Consider the following 21,744-nt stretch of genomic DNA (forward strand, 5'->3'; position numbering starts at 1 on the left):
AACAAACGCTTTAAAAATCTTGAGTGTACTCGGGCTTCTTCCCGACAACGCCTTTGTATTTGGCCATTAGCGCAGCCATATCTTTTTCAATATCACCACTAAGCGCATAAGGCGGGTGTATTGTGACGGTTTTTGTACCATAGTCAAAGGCAACCGCTATTACGGGAACATCTGCAGCTTGAGCAATGTAGTAAAAGCCTGTTTTCCATTGATCCACTTTTTTACGTGTTCCCTCTGGTGCAAGTGCCATGCGGAATTCATCGTGCTTTTCAAAAATGGAAGCAATGGCTTCTACTTTGTTCTGACCCGAGGTGCGGTCTAAAGGATAACCACCCATCCAACGAAAATAAGCTCCTAAAGGCCATTTGAACAATTCCTTCTTCCCTACCCAATGGATCTGGGTCTTTAAAATACGGCGTGTGTAAGACCCTATAGTGAAATCATGCCAATGGGTATGGGGTACTACGATCACTACAGATTTCTTAACCTTCGGATCAAAGCTGCCTTTGATCTTCCACCCCATGATCTTGTGAAAAATAAATTTGGTGAGTCCCATATTACATCTTGAGGTATAATTCGCGAAGCTTTTCACGAGTGGCGATCTCACGCCAGTTATCTCCAAGTGCATTTTCCCAAAGGGGCTCTAGCCCTAAAGCAGTATCGATCATGGTTTCCATCTGAGCATCGGTAAGTTGAGAACAAATGCCTGTAGGCAGATCAATACTGTGTTTATCCATCATTTGTTTGAACAATTTGACTCCTTCTGGATAAAACTCCTCCAAATGATTAAATACAATGCAGTTTCCTATTCCGTGTTTGGTTCCTAGTACATAACCCAGTCCGTAACTCAAAGCATGGGCAACGCCTACTTGAGAATAGGCAATACTCATTCCGCCATGCCAAGAAGCCATCATGAGCTTAGCTCGTGCTTCATGCTCAGGCATACCGTCTCCAAGAAAGATCTCTACACAAAGGTCATAGGCCTTTTCACCATAACTCTGACTGAAGGCATTTAAAAAGGTTCCTTGCAGAGATTCCACACAGTGAATAAAGCAATCCATCCCTGTGTAGAACCATTGATTTTTAGGAACGCCAATACAGAGATCAGGATCTAAGATCACTTGATCAAAAGGCGTGTAGTCACTATTGATCCCTAGCTTTCTTTCCGGGCCGGTCAAAACGCAGGTCCTTGAGACCTCTGCTCCTGTTCCAGAAATAGTAGGAATTCCCACGTGATAAACCGCTTTCTTTTTGACCAGATCCCAGCCTTGGTACTCGGAAGCACTTCCGGAATTGGTCAGCATAATGGAAACCGCTTTGGCCAAATCCAGAATGGATCCACCACCAATCCCTATAATGCCGGATGGCAATTGTTTATACTCAGACCGAATTTTCTTTACGATCTCATCTACTTGAGATGTTTTAGGCTCCTCAATGGTAGAGGCGAAAATGAGCTTATCGTTGAACTTTAGGGTGATGCGATCGATGAAACTCGGCTGATTTTCAAAGACATCATCAACAATAAACACAAAGGGAGCACGATCCTTGCGTTCTTGGGATAAAATTTGCTCTAGTTGATCAAAACTTCCTTTACCAAAGACCACCTTGGGCACCATTGGAAAGTTTCTATAGCCGTTATTCACAGCAGGCTGCTCTGATTTTTCAATCAGGCGTTTGGCGCGGGCTAGATCTTCTGGGGTATCGATCTCAACCCCTTGATCCTTGGTAACCGCCATTTTAATATTGTGACCGTATTCCAAATAACGAATACACTCGATCTTCTCCGCAGCTTCCAATTTACGCATCGGCAAACGATAGAAATCTAAGATTGCCTGCTTTCTAAAGGCGTATATGCCTTTGTGTTTGAAGTATTTAACAGCCGTATTCTTATCTCTTGGATATGGGATCGGAGAGCGTGAAAAATAAAGGGCAAAATTATCCTTGTCCACAATAACCTTCACACAATTCGGGTCACTGATCTCTTTCCAATCATTGATCTCCGTCATTAACGAAGCCAGATCGATCTTGTCTGCATCTTCTTGATAAAAGACGTCCAAGACCTTCTTCAAGCCGTCTTTAGTAGTAAAGGGTTCATCTCCTTGAACATTCACTACAATGTCCACGTCCATATGCTCCACGGCCTCTGCAATTCGATCACTGCCACATTCGTGTTCTTTTTGGCTCATAATGGCCTTTCCGCCGTGTTTGGTGATCTCCTCAAAGATCACATCGCTATCAGTTACCACAAATACATCTTGAAACAAGCCCGTATCAACCGCAGCGTCATAGGTGCGCCTAATGACCGTTTTACCGCCGAGATCTTGCATGAGTTTACCCGGAAACCGCGAGGCTCCGTAACGTGCAGGAATCATAGCTATAATGCGCAAAGGAGTATTCAATTTCTTAATTATTTAGTAGATCAAAAGTACAACAATTTATAAGACCAATGGGCTTAGTCCTCCTCAAAGAAAGCGCTTGAAAACCCAAGTAAAAAGACCTTATCGCTAGCGCGTGTCAAGGCCGTATATAACCACCGAAAGTAGCCTTTGTTTGGCCCTTCTGGAAGATAGGGTTGTTCTATAAAAACGGTTGGCCACTGGCCTCCTTGTGATTTGTGACAAGTGATGGCATAGGCAAACTTGACCTGCATGGCGTTAAAGTATTTGTTATTCTTTACGGCGAGAAACTTTTTGTAATGAGAGACCTCGTCCTGATAATCCTCACGAACCGCTTCGTACAAACGGTTGGAATCTTCATAAGGTAAAGAAGGTGTTTCTGCCATTAAGGTATCTAGGATCAGTACGGTCTCAAAGGGTTTCATGTCAGGATAATCTACCATACGCACAGTTACGATGGCAAAACGAAAGCCATATAGCTCGCTGATGGTGTGAATTTCCAAGACTTCAATAATATCGCCATTAGCTACAAATCCTGCTTCGCTATCGGGTTTGAGCCAGAAATAATTATTCTTAACCACCATCAAAAAATCTCCTGCCTCCAATTCTCCTTCTTTAAAGAGTATGCGTTGGCGAATTTGCTGATTGAAAAGGTTTGCCCGTTTGTTGGAGCGCACAATAACTATAGCCCCTTCTGTGCCTTGATCACTGTAAGCATCATTTAAGGCGTCCATCACTTCTTGTCCGTCCAAGGGACGCGTCATATCGTTAAAATCTGATAAACGGAAGCGATAGTCGTCATAATATTCATGAGACAACCGATCGCGCAGCGCCGTAGCATTGTAGAGGATCCCACTGTCCATTTGTTGACGCACTACTTCGCTGAGCTCCAAAACCGTCACTTTTTTGTCAAAAAAACGGGCCATAAGCTCTTCATCCAAAGCGGGGCTCACATCTAGCTTTACAGGCGGTAGCTGGGCCGTATCACCAATTAAGATCAGGCGGCAACCGTGTCCACTGTAAACATATTGAACCAGATCTTCCAAGAGTGAAGATCGTTCATTGGACGAGGCATTGAGCTGCATGTCTGGAATCATAGAGGCCTCATCCACGATAAAAATGGTGTTGCGATGTTTATTAGGTCGCTTGACAAAAGTGATGCCTCCTCCCTTTTTCTTTCTGGGAGTGTATATTTTTCTGTGGATGGTATGTGCTTGTCTTCCAGCGTAGTTACCCAAGACTTTTGCCGCACGACCTGTCGGTGCCAAGAGGCAAGCTGACTTTTTTAGCTTCCAAAGCTGACTGACCAAAGTAGCCATGATAGAGGTCTTACCAGTACCTGCGTATCCCTTGAGTAGAAAGAGTTCATCTGGCGCTGAGTTACAGCAATATAAAGCCAGTAATTGCAAGGCTTTCTGCTGTTTCAGCGTAGGGTCGTGAGGAAAGTTTTCGCGGAGAATTTCGTAAAATTCCTGAGGTTGCATCCGGATGATTTCTTTGGCTTAAAACTACGCGAATTTTATAGGATATTGCTTTCGTGAAACAAAAAAAATTGTAGATTTGCGTTAGACCTAGTTTTAACAAAAAAACTCTCTTCAAGAATGAAAATAGTAATTCAATTAGTACTTTGGGCCGTGATAGGTTTATTAGGGTATTTGTTGTTTCAATCCATCTATGGACCAATAAAATTTAACCAAGTCAAAGAGAAACGCTACGCGAAAGTAATTGACAACCTAAAAGACATCCGTTCTGCTCAATTGGCACACCAAGAAGTTACTGGAGTTTTTGCAAAGGACTTTAACTCACTAGTTACTTTTGTAGATACTGCAGAATTCGCAATCACCCAACGTAGAGATACTATTTATGACGATGTTGAGAAAAACAAAGCATTCGGGATCGATGAGGGTTATTATATTGAAGAAACGCTGATTGATACCATTGGTTACAACAGCGTAAGAGATTCTTTGTTTAGAAACTCAGACCGTTACAAGACCATGATGAACGTTCCAATTGAAGGCGTAACTGCTAAATTTGAAATGGACGCTGGAATGATCGAGTCTGGAGATCTTAAATTACCAGTATTTGAAGCTAAAGTAGCTAAGAATGTGGTATTAGCCGATCAAGATCCTGACCTATTGGCTCAGGAGAATCAGATCGTATCCGTAGAAGACATTAACGGTTCTCACATTATCGTAGGATCAATGACCGAGGTAAACACCAACGGTAACTGGCCTAAGAACTATGACACACCCGCAAGAAAGAACTAAAGAGGTTCCGACCGAAAACATAAAAAGACTGTCCGTTCAAATTAGTTTGACCGGACTTTCTTTTTTATTGGAGTATCCAAGCGGTGATACTTGGACACATCGCCACGAATTGCCTTCTGGATTGCATCCAGGTGATGTGCTTACAGAACTGCAACAGATCTTGACTCAAGATCGTTTTCAAAGCAAGACCCAAGAAGTTGTAGTGGTATACCACCACCCGACCTTTACCTTTGTTCCCGAGGCTTTATTTGACCCGAACAATCTTGCCGATTACCTAAAGTTCAACGCCAAGATATTGGCTCAGGATTATTTGGACTATGACGTCTCCAAGTCAAGAGGCATGGTCAATGTGTATATTCCCTACACCAACATCAATAACTTCTTCTTTGATCGTTATGGCGACTTTACCTTTTTGCATAGCGCCACCGTTTACCTGGCGGCACTAGAAGCACAACATACTTCAGCGACAACGCAGGTTGCTGCTCATTTGGAGGACAACAGCTTGTTAATTGCGGTTACCTCAGGTAAAAAAGTACATTTGATCAACGCCTTTGCCATAAGCGGCACAGAAGACTTTGCCTATTATTTATTGTTCACCATGGAGCAGTTAGGCTTGGATCCTAAAGAAATTCCATTGATGCTAAGCGGAAACATTGACGAGCAGGACGAATACTTCGCCTTAGGGTACCGCTATGTGAAGGATATTAACATTCTTAAAGATTCCCAAAACGCGTTCTTGCTTAAAAACGTAGCAGCATGCGAATAATTTCAGGTACGCATAAAGGAAAACGCTTGCGCGCTCCTAAAAACCTGCCGGTTAGACCCACTACGGATTTTGCCAAAGAATCCTTGTTCAACATCTTGAACAACAGAATTCATATTCCAAGTACAAAGGTTTTAGATCTTTTTGCCGGAACCGGTAATATCTCCTATGAGTTTGCATCTCGTGGCTCTGAAGACATAACCGCAGTGGATCAGCATTACGGTTGTTGTAAATTTATAACAGCCACTGCACAAGAATTGGAATTTCCGATCCGAGCCATTAAAAGCGACGTTTTTGGATTTATCGCCAAGCATACGGAGTCCTATGATCTCATCTTTGCCGACCTTCCTTATGACTTGGGCCAAGAAGCCTTTGAGCAAGTCATCACTGATGCTATGACTGGGTCTTTATTAAATGAAGATGGAGTTTTGATCGTGGAACATCCCAAACAACTAGATCTAAGTGCTCTTGATGGTTTTTCAGAACTGAGACGATACGGCGGAAGTTGTTTCTCCTTCTTTGAGAAAAAAACAGCAGACCTATAAGCCGGATTCTGTCCCCTGAAGTAGAATAAATCCACTTAAGGGTCCTTATCATTTATCTGGAGTGTACATTACTGCACCCTTCTAACTGCCTACCCTCCCACATCGCGCGAGCAGCGCTCAAACGTAGGTTTACATGGCATTTCACCGCATAGAGTTTACCTGATTTCACTACAGCATTACCTGTACTTGCTTTCTGTTGCACTTGTCCTCCCCCAAAGTAGAACGAGTTCACTTTAGGGTGACGGCCGTTAGCCGCTATGCTGCTCTGTGGTGTCCGGACTTTCCTCTGTGAAGTGAACAAAGTTCCGCTTCACAGCGATAAGGCGGTCTGCTGGCTGCAAAAGTACATTTTTTGACAAATAATGTTAATAAAAAAGCAGAATTACGAGCGTGCCAAGGCTCTATAATTTAGGGGTAATTTTATCTTTGTTATACTATGGAACATTTCATTGTATCGGCTAGAAAGTACAGACCCACGACCTTTAAAGATGTTGTTGGGCAAAGTGCTATTACCAATACTTTGGAGAACGCCATTGCCAATAACCACTTGGCACAGGCCTTACTGTTCACAGGACCTCGAGGCGTAGGAAAAACGACCTGTGCTCGTATTTTGGCCAAGCGGATCAACGCAGATGACAACACCTCAGAAGATGAAGACTTTGCATTCAACATTTTTGAATTGGATGCAGCTTCTAATAACTCCGTAGACGATATTAGAAACCTGATTGATCAGGTTCGTATTCCTCCTCAGGTTGGAAAATTCAAGGTCTATATTATTGATGAGGTGCATATGCTCTCTGCAGCGGCCTTTAATGCATTCCTTAAAACCTTGGAGGAGCCGCCAAAACACGCCATTTTCATTTTGGCCACCACAGAAAAGCACAAGATCATTCCTACCATCCTATCGCGTTGTCAGATCTTTGATTTCAAACGCATCACGGTAAAGGACATTAAGGAGCATTTAGGGCATGTAGCCGCTTCTGAAGGCATTCAAGCCGATGAGGACGGACTGCAGATCATTGCGCAAAAGGCCGATGGAGCCTTGCGTGATGCTTTATCTATATTTGACCGCGTGGTAAGTTTTTCCGGAAAAGATTTGACTCGGCAGGCCGTTACGGAGAATTTGAATGTTTTGGACTATACCATCTATTTCAAGGTGACCGATCTTGTCCTGGACAACAATATTCCTGAATTACTACTTGAATACGACCAAATTCTCTCACAAGGATTTGACGGTCACCACTTTATTGCCGGTTTAGCCTCTCACTTTAGAGACCTTTTAGTGGGGAAACAACCGCAAACCAATGAGCTGTTGGAGGTTGGGCCTGAGATTAAGGCAAAATACATAGACCAAAGCCAACGCTGTAGCAAAGGGTTCTTAATAGAAGCCATTGAAAAAGCAAACGCTTGCGACCTGCAGTTTAGAAGTAGCAGAAATCAAAGACTTTTAGTAGAACTTTGTTTGATGCAATTGGCCTCTATCACTTTTGATGGAGAAAAAAAAAAGGCTCCTAACTACTTAATTCCAGCTTCACATTTTAAAACGGTGAGACCTATTGAGCGTATTGATGCGCCTCAGCAAGCCGCCATACCTCAAGTTAAAGAAGTTGTTGAGCAGCTTACCGAACCGCAGGCAGTGATTTCCGCGCCAGTAGAAACGGCTCCAGAAGCAACACCAGCAGCAGCAGTTCCTCCACCTCAAGAACCAGCTCCAGCTGCCACCCAAAAACCTAAGATCAATCTAAATTCCAACAGCGGAAGACGCGTCTCTGCCCTCTCGCTTAAATCGATCAAGGAAAAACAACAGCTTCAAGCACAGAGCGCAAAGAATCAGGATGAAACAGTCCTACCTACAGAAGATTTTACTCAAGAAGCCTTAGAAGAGCATTGGAAATCATTTACTGCCAAGATGGAACGCAAAGGACGATACAATTTGGTATCCCATTTGAGCATGGCTTTACCTAAAAAGGAAGGCAATAAACTTTTACTCGAATATCCCAATGCCACCATCAAAGTGGAATTGGAATCGGCTTCACATGAATTGCTCGGATACTTGCGCGAGGAGCTCAAAAATTATGAGATCGAGTTACAGATCGAGGTAAACGAACAAATTCAAAAGCGCTACGCCTACACGCCGCGGGAGAAATACGATAAACTTAAAGAGATCAACCCCTTGATGGATATCCTCCGCCAAGAATTTGATCTAGAAATATAAAACTATGCTAGGACTCAAGTTGCCAACAGATCCACGCTGGGTAAATATTGTAGAAAAAAACGTAGACGAGATTCTTACCGATCATGCGTATTGTGAGCAAAAGGCCGCCAGTACAGCGATTTCTTTGATTATAGGCTACCCAGAATACACCGAACTTGTTGCAGAAATGACCCTTTTAGCACAAGAAGAGATGAGCCACTTTAAAATGGTTCACGACCGTATTGTGGAACGCGGGGGGCATTTAGGACGCGAACGCAAAGATGCATATGTCAATCAACTGATGAAGTTCTTTCCCAAAGGTGGGAGCCGCAACGATCAATTGGTACATCGCTTGCTTTATGCTGCCCTTATTGAAGCTAGAAGCTGCGAACGCTTTAGATTGCTGAGCGAGGAGCTCGAAGATCAAAAGTTGGCAGAATTTTACCGCAAACTCATGATCTCTGAGGCCAACCACTACACCATGTTCTTAAAGTTTGCCAGACAGTACGGAGAGCGCGATGCGGTAGATAAAAAGTGGCAATCGCTGCTGGATTTTGAGGCAGAATTGATGAAAGACCTCAGTAAATCAGAGACCATTCATGGCTAACATCCAAAAATTACTCCGAAAGGTCAAATACAAGCTGTTTGGCAATCCGTATTACAAACGCCAACAATATCAAGGGGTGAACCTGCCTTCTTTTAGAGAAAATCAAGGGCTTAGCGAGAATGAAGACTATTTGCAATCCGCCGTAGAGCAACTAGAGTCAATACAACCGCATAAGGCTTTTAGCCATGAGTTATGCTTTCTTGATTTCGGTTGTGGACAAGGTCGTATTGCCAATGGAATTCAGTATTTGAAATTGCCTTTTCATACTTACACGGGAGTAGATACGCATGAACTCTCTATCAATTGGTGTAAAAAATGGATCAGCGCCTACGGTTCCGCTTACCAATTTCTGCACGTGCCAGCCTATAACAAACGCTACAACAAACAGGCAGAAAAACTACAAGTATTGCCTTTTGAGGACAACAGCTTTGACATGATTTTCTTGAATTCTGTGTTTTCACACATGATCACCGCCGATGTTCAATTTTACCTTGATGAGTTTTCACGCTTAATGAAAACGGGAGGTTTGTTGTATGTCACTGGTTTTGTTGAGGAAGGAGTTCCTGAAATGGAAGAAAACCCAGAAAATTACATCAGTGAAAATCACGGGGCTCTTTTTAGAGTCCGCTATGAGAAGTCATTTTTCTTAAAGCAATTTACAGACCGCGGATTTACGATCAAAGATTACAATCATCAAGGCATAGCCAGAACCAAACAGTCTGTGGTTATGGCTATTAAATCTTAATTGACCTCAATATTCTTCGCCTTGTTCTCTTGATGCAAGGTTTTGATGATTCCGTCTGCCAATCCAATCTTAGGCACATAGATATAGTCCGCCTTGGCCCATTTCATTGCCGAGAGGTAAATACGTGTGGCAGGGATGATCACATCGGCCCGATCTGAATTCATTCCCAGGCGAGCGATCCGCTCTTCATAGCTAAACTTCTGCAAGATCTTGTAGTGATTGCTCAAGAACAAATAGGTCAAAGGACGTCCTATTTTAATCCCAGATTCTTTGTAAATACTGTTGATGTTTCCACCAGAGCCAATGAGACTCACGTCATCGAGCTCTGAGGTATTGGCTTTGATCCAACGTTTTACACTGTCCCATAAGGCTTCGTCAACTTGATCATTGAGCAAGCGAACGGTTCCCAATTTGAACGAACGAGAAGCCAGTACTTCTCCCTGACCGTAAACCGTGAATTCGGTACTTCCACCACCAACATCGACGTAAAGAAAATTACGCTCATCATCAATGAGGGTTTTTAGATCCGTAGAAGCAATTATAGCAGCTTCTTCCTTACCATCAATGATATGGATATGAACACCTGCTTGCTTTTTAATAAGCTCAGCCACCTCATGTCCGTTGGTTGCTTCTCGCATTGCGGAGGTAGCGCAAGCTCTATACGCCTCAATATTATGGACATTCATCAGCATTCTAAAAGCTTTCATAGCTTCTACCATCCGCTCAATATTGGCAGCGCTGATCTTGCCCTGATCAAATACATCTGCTCCCAGCCTAATGGGTACGCGGACCAAGGAAGTTTTCTTAAAATTGGTCGGACCATCTCCCAATTGAGTCACTGTAGCGATCAAAAGACGTATCGCATTAGACCCAATATCAATGGCTCCATATTTATTAATCTCGATCAAACCTGATTCAACTTTTTCTGGTAATACGTATACATTTCAAATTGCGAACGTAAGGCAGGCTCTTCTTCGCGCTCCCGATAAGCATTATCCTGAGCGGCGCTTATTACTCGAGCTTTAACGTTATCCTTCCAACTAATATCAAAAGTATCTATGATCTCCTGCTTGATGTCTGGATCGTAAATAGGGCACCCAATTTCTACACGCCGGTCCAGATTTCGCGTCATAAAATCTGCGGAAGAAATATAAACCTTAGGGTCGCCTTGATTCTCAAAGATAAACACCCTTGGATGTTCTAAGAACTTATCTACAATGCTGATCACTTCAATATTCTCACTCAGCCCTTCAACCCCTGGGATCAAACAACAAATTCCTCTAGCGATAATCTTAATGGATACCCCTGCTTGACTCGCTTCGTATAGCTTGTCGATCATAGGGTAATCAGACATATTGTTCAACTTAATTTGGATACCACTTGGCAAGCCCTTTTTGTGATTCTCTATTTCCGCCTCAATAAGATTGTAAAGTACATTTCTCGTGTAATGCGGGGAAACAATCAGGTGATTGTACTTTTTGATCTTGTAATTGACCTCCAAGAAGTCAAAGACCTTATTGACCTCTTTTAATATCTTCTGATTCGCAGTAAACAGCGTATAATCCGTATAGATCTTGGCCGTGGATTCATTGAAATTCCCCGTGCTGATAAATCCATAGCGCTTGTTCTTTTTTCCATTACGACGCTCAATAACACAAGCCTTACAGTGTACCTTAAGCCCCGTAACTCCGAAGATGAGCTGCACGCCTTCTTGCTGCATCTGCTCTGCATAACGGATATTAGCTTCTTCATCGAAGCGCGCTTGCAACTCGATTTGCACGGTAACTTCTTTACCGTTCTTAGCCGCATTGATCAAGGAACCTGCAATGTGTGAGATCTCCGCCAATCTATAAATGGTGATCTTTATCTTTTCCACACGAGGATCTAAGGCAGCTTCTCTCAAAAAGCGGATCACATAGGTGAAATCGTGATAAGGAGCATAAAGCAAAGCGTCCTTTTTGTCAATAGCGTCTAATATACTGTCTGAGCCGTGTAGGCCACGAACCGGTAACGGCTTGATCTTATTGTACAAGAGGTCTTGACGGCCAAAGGACGGGAACTTCATATAATCTCGGCGGTAGTGATAGCGCCCGCCGGGAATCACACTATCCGTGGCTTCGATCTCCAGATGCTCCAACAGATAACTCAAGGTATCTTCATGGATAGACTTATCATAAACAAAGCGCACAGGATCTCCAGAAGAGCGTTCTTTTACACTTTTCGATATCTTGGCGATAAAACTCTTACTCAAATCCGAATCCATGTCCAGTCCTGCATCACGCGTAATTTTGATCATGTGTGCTTCTATGGACTTATAATTGAAAAGACTGAAGATGGTTCCTAAAGAGTATCGGATCAAATCATCCAAAAGGATCACAAACTGTTTGTCCCCTTCCTGCGGCAAGATGATAAAGCGGTCCAAATAGCGCGGAATCTCTATCAAGGCATAGCTGACAGGGTCGGTCAAGATCTTTGCATCTTCATGCATTTCCATCCGAACAGTGAGATAAGCCGCATTGTCTTGTAAGCCTGGGAAGCTGGTTTGATCATTCAACATCATCACCCCTAAAGCAGGAGAAACCTTATTCTGGAAGTAATCTGCAATAAACTCATGTTGGCGTTGACTTACCTGGGTTTCATCAATCACAAAGATGTTCTCCTTTTCCAACTCTTTGTAGATGCCTTTCAGGATGTTCAAACTGGCAGACTGATGGTCTATTACAATATCGGTGATCTGTGCCAATAAGTCTTGAGCCGCAATACCCTTAAGTGCGGAACGACCGCCTTTACCCGCATCTACAATGCGTTTCACAAAGGCGTAACGAACCTTGAAAAATTCGTCCAAATTGTTGGAGAAGATTCCGAGAAAACGAATCCGATCAATTAAAGGCACCGAAGTGTCTGCCGCTTCCTGCAAAACTCTTTCATTGAATTGGAGCCAACTGATCTCCCGATTTACATACTGTTCCTGCAGTTCATTCATTTGCGAATCTCTTTTGGGAAAAGGGTTGTTAATGTTTTACCGTTTTTAATCTTAGACCAATCGTCCTCTTGAAATGCTATAGCTGCGAATCCACAAGTGGGTAGATTGTCTAAATATTTATCACCTAACATATTGACAATGCTAGTAAAAGCGTGGTTGTGTCCAAAGATCATTAAAGAATCGATCTCCCTTGGCGTCTCGTGGACCACCTCCATCACCGATTGACCCCCAAAGTCATACAAGCGTTCATCAATACGACATTGCTCATCTTTCAATGAAAAAGCCTCTTTAAAAAATAGAAAGGTTGTATGTGCACGATTGGCTGGGCTACTAATTACCAGCTCTGGGGCTTCAATGCGATTAGACACTTCCAAAGCCATGGCTTCTGCATCATTGAGTCCGCGTCCTTTCAATGGCCGTTCGCGGTCCGATACGTTGTGTTCCCAAGAAGATTTAGCATGTCTCACCAGATATAAGGTCTTCATAGGCTGACTTTATGGGGATAAGCGAACAATATCCCAGTCTCCATCCTCTTGAAGTCGGTAGAGGATCCTATCGTGGAGTCTGTTGGGCCTCCCCTGCCAAAACTCGATCTCGACTGGGGCTACCAAAATTCCACCCCAATGATCCGGACAGGGAACAGTATCGTTCTCACTGAAGGTAGATTCTAATTTCTTTAATCGGTCCTCTAAAACTTCGCGATCGGGAATTTCTTTGCTTTGATCAGACACGATAGCTCCTAATCGGCTTCCTAAAGGGCGCGAATCCCAATAATTCTCCGTATCAACTCTAGAGGTTTTAGTGGCATTTCCTTTGATGAGCACCTGTCGCTCCAAAGTAGGCCAAAAGAAAGCCAAAGAGACTTTTGGATTGGCCAAAATGGCCTTGCCCTTCTCACTGTGGTAGTTGGTGTAGAAATAAAAGCCGTTCTCGTTGTACTTCTTGAGCAATACCACACGACCTTTTGGATAACCATCCAAACTCAAGGTGGTGACCGTCATGGCATTGACCTCCTCTATACCACCAGCCTCTTGCACTTGGTGAAACCAGGTTCTGAATTGCTGCAAGGGATTCGGATCTACACTGGACTTGTCCAGAGCACCCTTTTCGTATGATTTTCTGAAATTATACAGTTCTTGATCCATAGGATAAGCTTTACCTGCAAGTTACGAGAAATCGGTCTGCCTTAAAAGTAAATACGGAGGTTTTCTCAGCAGATTTTTACCAAGAGAATTCTTTGAGATCTTCGGCCAAGTCGGTGTTCTCAAAAATGGTTTTAGCTTCTTGTTGAAAGCTATCCAAGCCGTCATAACGCGTAGAATAATGTCCTAATATCAAACGATTTACCTCTGCTGATTTGGCAATCTGAGCGGCTTGCCTGGCTGTACTGTGCTTAGTGGATTCACACAGATGCGCTTGCTCCTCAAGGAAGGTACTTTCATGATACAAGGTATCCACACCAGAAATCAAAGGAACTATGGTGGGTTCATAGGCCGTGTCGCTGCAGTAGGCGTAGGATCTCGGAGAAGCTCCCGCCGTGGTGACCGTTTTATGATCAATAAGTACACCCGCTTCATTGTAGACATCCTGCCCCGCTTTTAATTTTCGGTAGTAGGCTTGGTCAATCCCCGCTTCTTTGGCCTCTTCTACCAGAAGCTTCAGTGGCCCCGGCTTTTCTCTGAATAGAAAACCGTTGGTGTAAATTCTGTGATTGAGTGGAATGGTGTGCACGGTGAGCTGCTCATCTTCATAGATCAATTCTGAAGATTTTGACTTGAGTTCGACGAACTTGAGTTCAAACTGCGGCCAGGAGTTCCCCAAGCGCAATTGCATGCTTATTACCTCTTTGAGTCCTTTTGGCGCATAGATGGTCAATGGGGTCTTTCTTCCCAAAAGTTGAAAAGTAGATATCAAGCCAATGAGCCCAAAGTAATGATCGCCGTGCAAGTGTGATATAAAAATGGTTTGCACACGTGTAAACTTGATCTTTGAGCGCCTAAGCTGTACTTGAGTGCCTTCTCCACAATCTATTAAAAAATGACGCCCTCGAACCTCTAAAACCTGAGCAGTGGGATGCGTGCGTGTACGTGGAGTAGCTGAATAACAGCCAAGTATAGTCAGTTTCACCTCATGAGGAGTTTAAAAGCCAAGATCGCGCTCTATTGTTTCCATCTCTATGATGTCACCAGCTTCTTGAAGTGTAGGCACCACCACCATTTCAAAAGGGATATCATCAACGGGGACTGAGGTGCAGACCATTACAAAGGAGTGCTTTGCAGCGCGATGCGCATTAGAAACTGGTAAAAAGTGTAAAAGCTGTGCTAGTGAAAAGTCCTTGTATTTGGTGAGATCTACTACCACGTTCTGCTCAGCGAAATACTGCGGTATCACTCGCCCCAGATGATCTGCAAAGTCTTTGGGATCGTTGTAGTCGTCAATCAATACAGTAAGATTGTCCTGCTGTTTAACTGTCATCTCGCTTAATTTTTGAGGCTAAGAGATAGATCACCGCCATTCTAACGGCCACCCCATTCTCTACCTGATCCAATATAATGGCTTGGTTGGAATCTGCCACATCACTCGTGATCTCTACGCCGCGATTTATAGGTCCTGGGTGCATGACCACGATCTCCTTATCCAGCCTGTCTAAGTGTGCTTTTGTGAGTCCATACTGCAAACTGTACTCTCTGCTCGAAGGGAAATACGAACTGTCCATGCGTTCGTTTTGAACGCGAAGCATGTTGGCCACATCACACCATTGAAGTGCTTTTTCTAGATTCAATTCGACTTCAACCCCTAATTTATCTATGTATTTAGGAATAAGTGTCTTAGGACCGCATACTTTAACTGAAGCTCCAAGCTTTTGCAGTGCAAAAATATTCGACAAAGCTACTCGTGAATGCAAAATATCGCCTACAATGACTACTTTTTTCCCAGCCACATCACCGAGTTTTTCGCGAATGGAAAAGCAATCCAACAGCGCTTGGGTCGGGTGCTCATGTGCGCCGTCACCTGCGTTGACAATGCTGGCCTTTACATGCTTGGATAAAAACAACCCAGCTCCAGGATTGGGGTGACGCATCACCACCATATCCACCTTCATGGATAAAATATTATTTACGGTATCAATAAGGGTCTCTCCTTTTTTTACTGAGGAAGAGGCCGCAGAAAAATTGATGACGTCCGCAGAAAGTCTTTTCTCTGCGAGTTCAAAAGATAAACGCGTACGTGTGGAATTTTCAAAAAAGAGATTGGCAATGGTAATGTCTCGCAGGGAAGGCACCTTTTTGATGGGCCTATTGATCACTTCTTTGAACTGATCTGCAGTTTCAAAGATCAGTTGAATGTCTTCTGGGGTGACGTATTTAATCCCGAGTAAGTGGTCTACACTTAAGCTACTCATTGAACTTATTTATTAATTAAGTAAACGGCGTCTTCGCCATCATTCTCTTGCCAACACACCTTCACCTTTTCATCGTTTATGGCATCTACCTGCCGTCCACGATAATTGGGTTGTATGGGTAAATGTCTGCTAAACCTACGGTCGATAAGACATAGTAATTCCACGTTCTTCGGCCTTCCAAAGGCCTGGATCGCTGTCAATGCCGCTCGTATACTACGACCGGTATAAAGCACATCGTCTATGATCACCACGTTCTTATCCTCTACGATAAACTCAATATTTGTGGCGTTAGCTGCTAGAGGTTTGTCTCCCCTTCTAAAATCATCTCTGTAAAAGGTGATGTCCAAATAACCGAGCTGTAGGTCTTTGATGTTGTAATCCTCTTTGAGGAGTTGCGCCAAACGATCTGCGAGATAAACCCCTCGGGGTTGAAGTCCGATAAGTACGGCGTTGGAAAAGTCTAGGTGATTTTCAAGCAATTGACAGGCCAAACGGTGCAGTGTAATATGCACTTCGGTTTGGTTAAGCAGGACTTTTTGACTCATACATTGCTTCTCTACTGCAAAAATAGACGATTTTCTCGGGTTGTGCAATGCCTTCGCTAGTCAAAGCGCAAGTCGATCAAGGAACGCACTGCATCTAAGAGCGATATGAGATCCATGCTGTGTTTGTGAGCCATTTTTTCTGACTGAATTTTTCCCGCCTTCAGGCAAGAGACCACCTCATCGATCTCGTGATAATAGCCTCGGCCCATATAAGGAAGCTCCAAGGTTTCAAGCGTTCCATTCTTTTCAATACTGATGGCTTGACAGTGATGAAAACGCGGATGCATATAAATTCCGCCCTCAGTCCCTTCTATGATGGCCTCCGTGGGCGTGGTCTCTAAAAAGGTAGATTCCAATATAGCACTTTGCCCCTCATCATAGGAAAGCTCCATATGACAATGACTATCAACCCCAGTATAATGCATAGTAGCCTCAGCGTCAATAGCCTCTGGCCTACCCAAAAGCAAATAACTCAAATACAAGGGGTAAATTCCAATGTCCATCAAAGAACCCCCTCCCAAACTGCGATTGAACAAACGCCCGTTGGGATCTTGAGAAGCCGGGAAGCCAAAATCTGCTCTAATGGAGACTGGCTGGCCAATAACTCCTTGTCCGATCAATTCTAAAACTTTCTCTGTTGCAGGAATAAAGCGTGTCCAAAGCGCTTCCATTAAAAACAATTGCTCAGCCTTGGCCTTGTTGATCATTTTTTTGACCTGAGTGGCATCAAGAGCAAAGGGCTTTTCACAGATCACATGTTTCCCTGCCTCCAGGGCATCCATAGTTTGTTGATAGTGCAAATGATTCGGGGTCGCAACGTAGACCACATCTACTTCCGAATCCTTAAAAAGAGCGTCGTAACTGCCGTAATGCGAGACCGCCTCGTACTGTTTGGCAAAAGCTCGGGCTTTTTTTGTAGATCTGGAGGCAACTGCTTGTAAGCTCGCTTCAGGGTGAAGTGCGAGGTCTTCCGCAAAGCGACCTGCAATTTTTCCCAATCCTATGATGCCAAATCGAATCATAGTCTAAAGATACGCACAAATGCTTAATCCACTGCTGTGATAAAGCCACTGGTCACCGTCTGGGTTCCGCGTAAAACCGCTTCATAACTATACTTATTGCCTTGGATTCCGGTAATTCTTACAATTAGTACTTTGCCAATTAGATTTACCGCGTGTTCACTTGTAGATTCGGTATAAGTCAATTGATAGTTGCAAATATTGTCCCAGGTCACTGTGGCCTTGGTCACTGCTCCAGTTTTTATGTTGGTTTCAATTTGCTGATCGCCTTTACGCTCAATGCGGACGGCATAATCATCCTCAGGTTTAACAATCTCAAAAACACCTTCGTGAAAGTCTTCACAGGTCATTGGAGTGTCTTTGCATGACCCTAGCGTTAGCAGCAGTCCAAATGTTAAGGCAACTCTATTTAATGTCATCGGTATAATGTCCGTCATGTTTTCCTTTTGCAAATTTTTGGTCATTGAAAGCTTTGGAACCTCCCTTTGGAATGCTCAAAGACTCCCAGTCTTGATCCTTGAGCATACGTCCTACATATACTATCTGCCCAACGTGATAGGCGTAATGTGCTAATTGTCTGTTGCACGCAGCGGAAATGCTGTGTTTTTGATTCCGAATATAAATCGGTTGGTCAAAATTAGAGGCATTTATAGAATCTAAAGCGGTAAATAGGCAGCTCCAGCCTGATTCCCATTTTTGATTCAGTTGCATTCGCGTCTTAATGGTCTGTTCAAATTCTGAATCGCGCTGTCTCCAGGTCTTTTCACCATCTGAGCTAAGAAAATCGGTCCAACGTGACAACATATTGCCGTGCAAATGATTTACCATGATCGCAATAGAATTACTCGCTTCATTATAATTCCAGAACAATTGCTCATCCGTCAATTGAGTGAAGGTCTTATCGCCCAAAGACTTGTAGTACTCAAATTGAGATTTGATGTTCTTTAAATATTCCTGAGGATCCATCAGTCGTTAGGTAACTGCTCAAACAAAGCGCGCTTTTCATTGAAGTAGCGTTCCATGGCCTCTGGTGAATCCATCAGCTTTTTAATGGCTTGCATAGCTTCTAAATGCGGCTTATCGCCTTTTTGAAACATTTCCATGCCGTGATTTTTACTCGAGGCGATCATCTCTTCAAAGGTTGCTGCCCTGAAGCTAAGCTCACAAGCACCACCCAACTGTTTACAAGTCATTGTTTTCATAAGCATTGCTTTTAAAATTGCACTCCGTAATCTGCAGGGAATGGAGCAGGTATTTGCGCTGAATCCTCTCCCAGGTTCTGGCGCAGATCAATCTCAATACCTCTGGCAATAGTAGATATCGGCACATCATTGGCAGTGCCCTCAAACGGATTTTCCCCGGTTCTACCAATGCGCTCCATGGTGTGAAAGATCCAGGCCACCGCCATATAAATAGGTATGCAAAACCAAATAAAGGCCATTCCCAATAAGGGTCGTGTTAAAGCGATCTCCTGCCCTATCTCTAAAAACTGAGGGACCAAGGCCATGGGTAAAAGCAACAACAAGGTCCACATAAAGAAGTGGTTCAAAGTGGCGTATTGTCTAGGATAAGGGAAATTCTTAATACGCTCAGATTTACCTTGCAAGGTAAAGAGCTCTTCCAAAACTCCCTCCAATTGTAAGAAGGCAAACTCCCAGACCAATCCAGCCTCTTTAAGCTTCCGTAAATGGTGAGATTGTAGGTAGAGCACAGCTGTCTGTTTATTGCCTTTACTCAACACGTATTCCAGATCTTCTTTGGGCAAATAAGGCTCAAGTGCCTCTGCCAGGGGTATCTGAGATTCTGGAGTTTTGATTCCCCATTCGGTATTGGTTCTATGCTGACTGGTGGTCTCCCAAGGCTTTAGTTGCCTCATGGAGTAACGCAAAGCGGTCATCCAAGCTATATGGCGATAGGTCAAGGTCTTAATGCTCGCATTGATTTCTTGTTCTGGCACGACCTGTTCGCAATATTCATTGGAAACCATGTCTTGAACAAACATACCGAAGGTTCTAGAAGTGTTGACCACGCCACCCCAGATTTTACGGGCTTCCCAAATTCGGCCGTAAACGGCATTGTTTTGAAAACCGATCACAAAGGCCACCGCAGTACCGATCAGGGCTACAGGGGTCCAAGGAATGGTAAGCCACTCAATATCGAGGAAAAAATAGGCTGCCACCCAAAGGCTTATATAGAAAATAAAAAATAAGGATTCGTAGCGCGTCCAAAGCACCATGGCTTTTAGCGAATAGATCTTTCCGGTATACATGTGTTATTTAGCTAATCGATGCGATTAAAGATAGGTAAATATCAACGTTTATAAAACCGGCGCGAAGGTGGTGAATGTTAACGCGTGACCTCTTTGAGGATCTTATCCACAACGCGCTTTAATTTCCCAGGTGTCTTAGGGCCGCTGTGGTTGGTAAAGATGGTGATCGCAAAATCTTGATCCGGATATAGATAAACCCAGTTTTGCATGCCCGGACTTCCCCCGTGGTGGTTGTACGAGGTGCCGTACTTATCTTTCCAAATTCGCCAGTAATAACCTAAGCGCGTGGTTTTACCGTCGTGAAAGAGCTCTTGACGAGACTCAGCGATCGTTGGATCATCACTTTCCATTAAGAATTCGAGGTAATTGGTCATGGCGAGCAAATTGGACTTCACCCCTGCACCACCTGCCCACAGCGTATTGGCAAAATAAGGTGAGGGTTCTAAATTACCCATCCAATAGCCCAAAACAGCATTCGCCTGCATCTCAGCGGTCATTGCAATTCCCGATAGTTCCATATCGCATTTTTGAAATAACTCATCTTGCAGCAGCTCATCTAAGGATTTGCCGTAGACATTTTCCAAAATATATGACATCAACTCCGCCCCCGCATTCGAATAATAGAAACGCGTTCCGGGTTTTTGAGTCAGCTCAAAGCTTTCTAGCGCTTGCCAAAAATCATCCTTAGTAACTGCAGATTCTACTTTATAAAAATCAGTTGGCACCTCTGGACTTAGGCGTTCAAAAATTCCATCTAAAGATTCCGGCATAAAATGCGGCAAGCCCGAGGTATTGGCAAGTAAGTGCTTAATACGAATAGGGTCTCCTTCATAACTGAGGTTGGGATACGGTTTTCCCAAGTACTTTTGAACCTCGTCATCTAGATCGATCTTACCCTCCAAAACCGCCTTGGCCGCCAAATAACCCAACATGGTTTTACTCACAGACGCGATCTCATAGACCGAAGAATCATCAAGCATATTGGGGTTTTGATCGCCTTGCTGTCCAAAATAATAACGATAGGTTTCGCCTTTATAATAAACTCCAACAGCTACTGCTTTGATCTCTTTATCCTTGAGTAAGGATTTGGTTTGTTTGTTTACTGAGGATTCTAGTTGTTCGCTGTACTGTTGCGCATAGCTGATATTTGCCATAAAGAGCAATAGGAAAATTCGGAGGTAAAGATGTCGCATAGTTTTTTTTAAGCAGGAAACTCAAGAATCAGACCAAAGGGGAGTCAATTCTTTATTTCTGTTTTTCGATTAAAGATCTTATCAGGACCAAATTATCCTTGAGCTCCTTATAAGCCCCTAAAAGGTCATAACCCATAGAAAGGCGCTAGGAAATTAAATTTTCAAACTCCAGGTCTGACAATACTTTATAATTGTCATTCTTGTAGAGTTTAGACGGATGGGTACCGTTCCCATCAGTGACTCGATAGATCAAATTTGTGATGCTGTAATTCTTGTTCAAGTAGGGTAAAAAGTGATCGGAAAGGTCATCATTAGTCATCTTCTCGCGTTCCTCTGCGGCCGCATTAAGCCTTACATAGCTATAGATAGCAGCGGTGAGCGAATCGTCTTGTATCAAAGCAAGGTCGCCATTTTCTCGACCTTCAATGATGATATTCATATCCAAGTTCAGATCAAAATCAAAAAGATTGTACATCACCAGCGAATCTATGGTCGTATCATTGACCTCATCTTCTGATTTACCAATGATGGTCATTAACCTATTGGTTTCCGCATAAAAGAAATCATTGGTCTCAATATATAGATCAATGGAAAGCTCGTTGCGATCCAACTGAGCACTTAGTTTTTCTAAAAAGCGATTGGCCTGCTCGACTTGTTGGCTCCTCGTATTTAATGTGTCCAACCACAAGGCGATCAAAATCCCGATAACCACCAGGAAAATCTCTCCGAGTGCATAGAACCCGTACTTTTTGAATTTGCCGTTCTCTAAGAGTTGTTTGCGAATGTTGCGAAAAAACCGAATCATGAGGCTGCGA

General features: G+C 43.4%; 23 protein-coding genes, 1 other RNA gene and 1 pseudogene. 6 read left to right on the forward strand and 19 right to left on the reverse strand.

Annotated features, from left to right (window positions below):
• Positions 1-10: 10 nt before the first annotated feature.
• The 3 genes from POW22_RS06840 to POW22_RS06855 form a co-directional block, all read right to left on the reverse strand.
• Positions 11-556, reverse strand: a complete 546-nt coding sequence (locus POW22_RS06840) for a 1-acyl-sn-glycerol-3-phosphate acyltransferase (RefSeq protein ID WP_272831891.1) — start codon at positions 554-556, stop codon at positions 11-13.
• Position 557: 1 nt separating this feature from the next.
• Complete coding sequence (gene kdsB, locus POW22_RS15440; RefSeq protein ID WP_419180995.1) at positions 558-2,372, reverse strand: 3-deoxy-manno-octulosonate cytidylyltransferase; 1,815 nt, start codon at positions 2,370-2,372, stop codon at positions 558-560.
• An 80-nt stretch (positions 2,373-2,452) separates the two neighbouring features.
• Positions 2,453-3,880 (reverse strand): ATP-dependent DNA helicase, encoded by a 1,428-nt coding sequence (locus tag POW22_RS06855; protein ID WP_272831892.1) that lies wholly within the window; start codon positions 3,878-3,880, stop codon positions 2,453-2,455.
• Between the two features lie 117 nt (positions 3,881-3,997).
• On the opposite strand from POW22_RS06855, the gene POW22_RS06860 reads away from it, so the two are divergent.
• The 3 genes and pseudogenes from POW22_RS06860 to POW22_RS06870 all read left to right on the forward strand — a co-directional run.
• On the forward strand, positions 3,998-4,663 hold the full coding sequence (locus POW22_RS06860) for a hypothetical protein (RefSeq protein WP_272831893.1): 666 nt from the start codon (positions 3,998-4,000) through the stop codon (positions 4,661-4,663).
• The gene (locus tag POW22_RS06865) at positions 4,638-5,429 is read left to right on the forward strand and encodes a DUF3822 family protein (protein WP_272831894.1); all 792 of its coding nucleotides are present in this window, start codon (positions 4,638-4,640) and stop codon (positions 5,427-5,429) included. Before POW22_RS06860 ends, POW22_RS06865 begins: the two co-directional genes overlap by 26 nt.
• A pseudogene (locus tag POW22_RS06870) lies at positions 5,420-5,887 on the forward strand (RsmD family RNA methyltransferase); the annotation flags it as partial. The gene POW22_RS06865 and the pseudogene POW22_RS06870, both read left to right, overlap by 10 nt.
• Positions 5,888-5,952: 65 nt before the next feature.
• On the opposite strand, the gene rnpB reads toward POW22_RS06870, so the two are convergent.
• Positions 5,953-6,306: RNase P RNA component class A (rnpB, locus tag POW22_RS06875), an RNA gene on the reverse strand.
• 101 nt (positions 6,307-6,407) lie between these two features.
• Here rnpB and POW22_RS06880 point away from each other — a divergent pair.
• From POW22_RS06880 to POW22_RS06890, 3 genes are read left to right on the forward strand one after another with little or no spacing between them, the layout of a single operon-like run.
• A complete protein-coding gene (locus tag POW22_RS06880) occupies positions 6,408-8,186 on the forward strand; it encodes a DNA polymerase III subunit gamma/tau (RefSeq protein ID WP_272831895.1) in 1,779 nt (592 codons plus the stop codon).
• Between the two features lie 4 nt (positions 8,187-8,190).
• On the forward strand, positions 8,191-8,772 hold the full coding sequence (locus POW22_RS06885; protein WP_272831896.1) for a MiaE family protein: 582 nt from the start codon (positions 8,191-8,193) through the stop codon (positions 8,770-8,772).
• Positions 8,765-9,517, forward strand: coding sequence for a class I SAM-dependent methyltransferase (locus POW22_RS06890; RefSeq protein ID WP_272831897.1), 753 nt, complete (start codon positions 8,765-8,767; stop codon positions 9,515-9,517). The genes POW22_RS06885 and POW22_RS06890 overlap by 8 nt, the downstream gene beginning before the upstream one ends.
• Here POW22_RS06890 and POW22_RS06895 read toward each other — a convergent pair.
• The 15 genes from POW22_RS06895 to POW22_RS06965 form a co-directional block, all read right to left on the reverse strand.
• Positions 9,514-10,425 carry a Ppx/GppA phosphatase family protein gene (locus POW22_RS06895; RefSeq protein ID WP_272831898.1) on the reverse strand — a complete coding sequence of 304 codons (912 nt, stop codon included), beginning with the start codon at positions 10,423-10,425 and terminating at the stop codon, positions 9,514-9,516. The two genes, POW22_RS06890 and POW22_RS06895, sit on opposite strands and share 4 nt — an antisense overlap.
• Positions 10,422-12,500 (reverse strand): polyphosphate kinase 1, encoded by a 2,079-nt coding sequence (ppk1, locus tag POW22_RS06900; RefSeq protein WP_272831899.1) that lies wholly within the window; start codon positions 12,498-12,500, stop codon positions 10,422-10,424. The genes POW22_RS06895 and ppk1 overlap by 4 nt, the downstream gene beginning before the upstream one ends.
• Positions 12,497-12,985: a SixA phosphatase family protein gene (locus tag POW22_RS06905; protein WP_272831900.1), complete on the reverse strand. Its 489-nt coding sequence runs from the start codon at positions 12,983-12,985 to the stop codon at positions 12,497-12,499. The genes ppk1 and POW22_RS06905 overlap by 4 nt, the downstream gene beginning before the upstream one ends.
• Before the next feature lie 9 nt (positions 12,986-12,994).
• Complete coding sequence (gene pdxH / locus POW22_RS06910) at positions 12,995-13,645, reverse strand: pyridoxamine 5'-phosphate oxidase (RefSeq protein ID WP_272831901.1); 651 nt, start codon at positions 13,643-13,645, stop codon at positions 12,995-12,997.
• 76 nt (positions 13,646-13,721) lie between these two features.
• Positions 13,722-14,627 (reverse strand): ribonuclease Z, encoded by a 906-nt coding sequence (locus POW22_RS06915; protein ID WP_272831902.1) that lies wholly within the window; start codon positions 14,625-14,627, stop codon positions 13,722-13,724.
• A 12-nt stretch (positions 14,628-14,639) separates the two neighbouring features.
• Positions 14,640-14,975, reverse strand: coding sequence for a ribonuclease Z (locus tag POW22_RS06920; RefSeq protein WP_272831903.1), 336 nt, complete (start codon positions 14,973-14,975; stop codon positions 14,640-14,642).
• Positions 14,965-15,903 (reverse strand): aspartate carbamoyltransferase catalytic subunit, encoded by a 939-nt coding sequence (locus tag POW22_RS06925; RefSeq protein ID WP_272831904.1) that lies wholly within the window; start codon positions 15,901-15,903, stop codon positions 14,965-14,967. The genes POW22_RS06920 and POW22_RS06925 overlap by 11 nt, the downstream gene beginning before the upstream one ends.
• A gap of 5 nt (positions 15,904-15,908) precedes the next feature.
• Positions 15,909-16,448, reverse strand: coding sequence for a bifunctional pyr operon transcriptional regulator/uracil phosphoribosyltransferase PyrR (pyrR, locus tag POW22_RS06930; protein WP_272831905.1), 540 nt, complete (start codon positions 16,446-16,448; stop codon positions 15,909-15,911).
• Positions 16,449-16,504: 56 nt separating this feature from the next.
• Positions 16,505-17,470, reverse strand: coding sequence for a Gfo/Idh/MocA family protein (locus POW22_RS06935; protein ID WP_272831906.1), 966 nt, complete (start codon positions 17,468-17,470; stop codon positions 16,505-16,507).
• A 23-nt stretch (positions 17,471-17,493) separates the two neighbouring features.
• The gene (locus tag POW22_RS06940; RefSeq protein WP_272831962.1) at positions 17,494-17,904 is read right to left on the reverse strand and encodes a hypothetical protein; all 411 of its coding nucleotides are present in this window, start codon (positions 17,902-17,904) and stop codon (positions 17,494-17,496) included.
• On the reverse strand, positions 17,873-18,433 hold the full coding sequence (locus POW22_RS06945) for a DUF1572 family protein (RefSeq protein WP_272831907.1): 561 nt from the start codon (positions 18,431-18,433) through the stop codon (positions 17,873-17,875). The genes POW22_RS06940 and POW22_RS06945 overlap by 32 nt, the downstream gene beginning before the upstream one ends.
• Positions 18,433-18,669, reverse strand: a complete 237-nt coding sequence (locus tag POW22_RS06950) for a DUF1059 domain-containing protein (RefSeq protein ID WP_272831908.1) — start codon at positions 18,667-18,669, stop codon at positions 18,433-18,435. The genes POW22_RS06945 and POW22_RS06950 overlap by 1 nt, the downstream gene beginning before the upstream one ends.
• A gap of 11 nt (positions 18,670-18,680) precedes the next feature.
• Positions 18,681-19,736 carry a bestrophin family protein gene (locus POW22_RS06955; protein WP_272831909.1) on the reverse strand — a complete coding sequence of 352 codons (1,056 nt, stop codon included), beginning with the start codon at positions 19,734-19,736 and terminating at the stop codon, positions 18,681-18,683.
• A gap of 77 nt (positions 19,737-19,813) precedes the next feature.
• Positions 19,814-20,929, reverse strand: a complete 1,116-nt coding sequence (locus POW22_RS06960; protein ID WP_272831910.1) for a serine hydrolase domain-containing protein — start codon at positions 20,927-20,929, stop codon at positions 19,814-19,816.
• Between the two features lie 145 nt (positions 20,930-21,074).
• Positions 21,075-21,734 (reverse strand): hypothetical protein, encoded by a 660-nt coding sequence (locus tag POW22_RS06965; RefSeq protein ID WP_272831911.1) that lies wholly within the window; start codon positions 21,732-21,734, stop codon positions 21,075-21,077.
• Positions 21,735-21,744: the final 10 nt, after the last annotated feature.

This window comes from Gilvibacter sediminis, from assembly GCF_028561565.1.
In the GTDB taxonomy this organism is placed as follows: Bacteria; Bacteroidota; Bacteroidia; order Flavobacteriales; family Flavobacteriaceae; genus Gilvibacter; species Gilvibacter sediminis.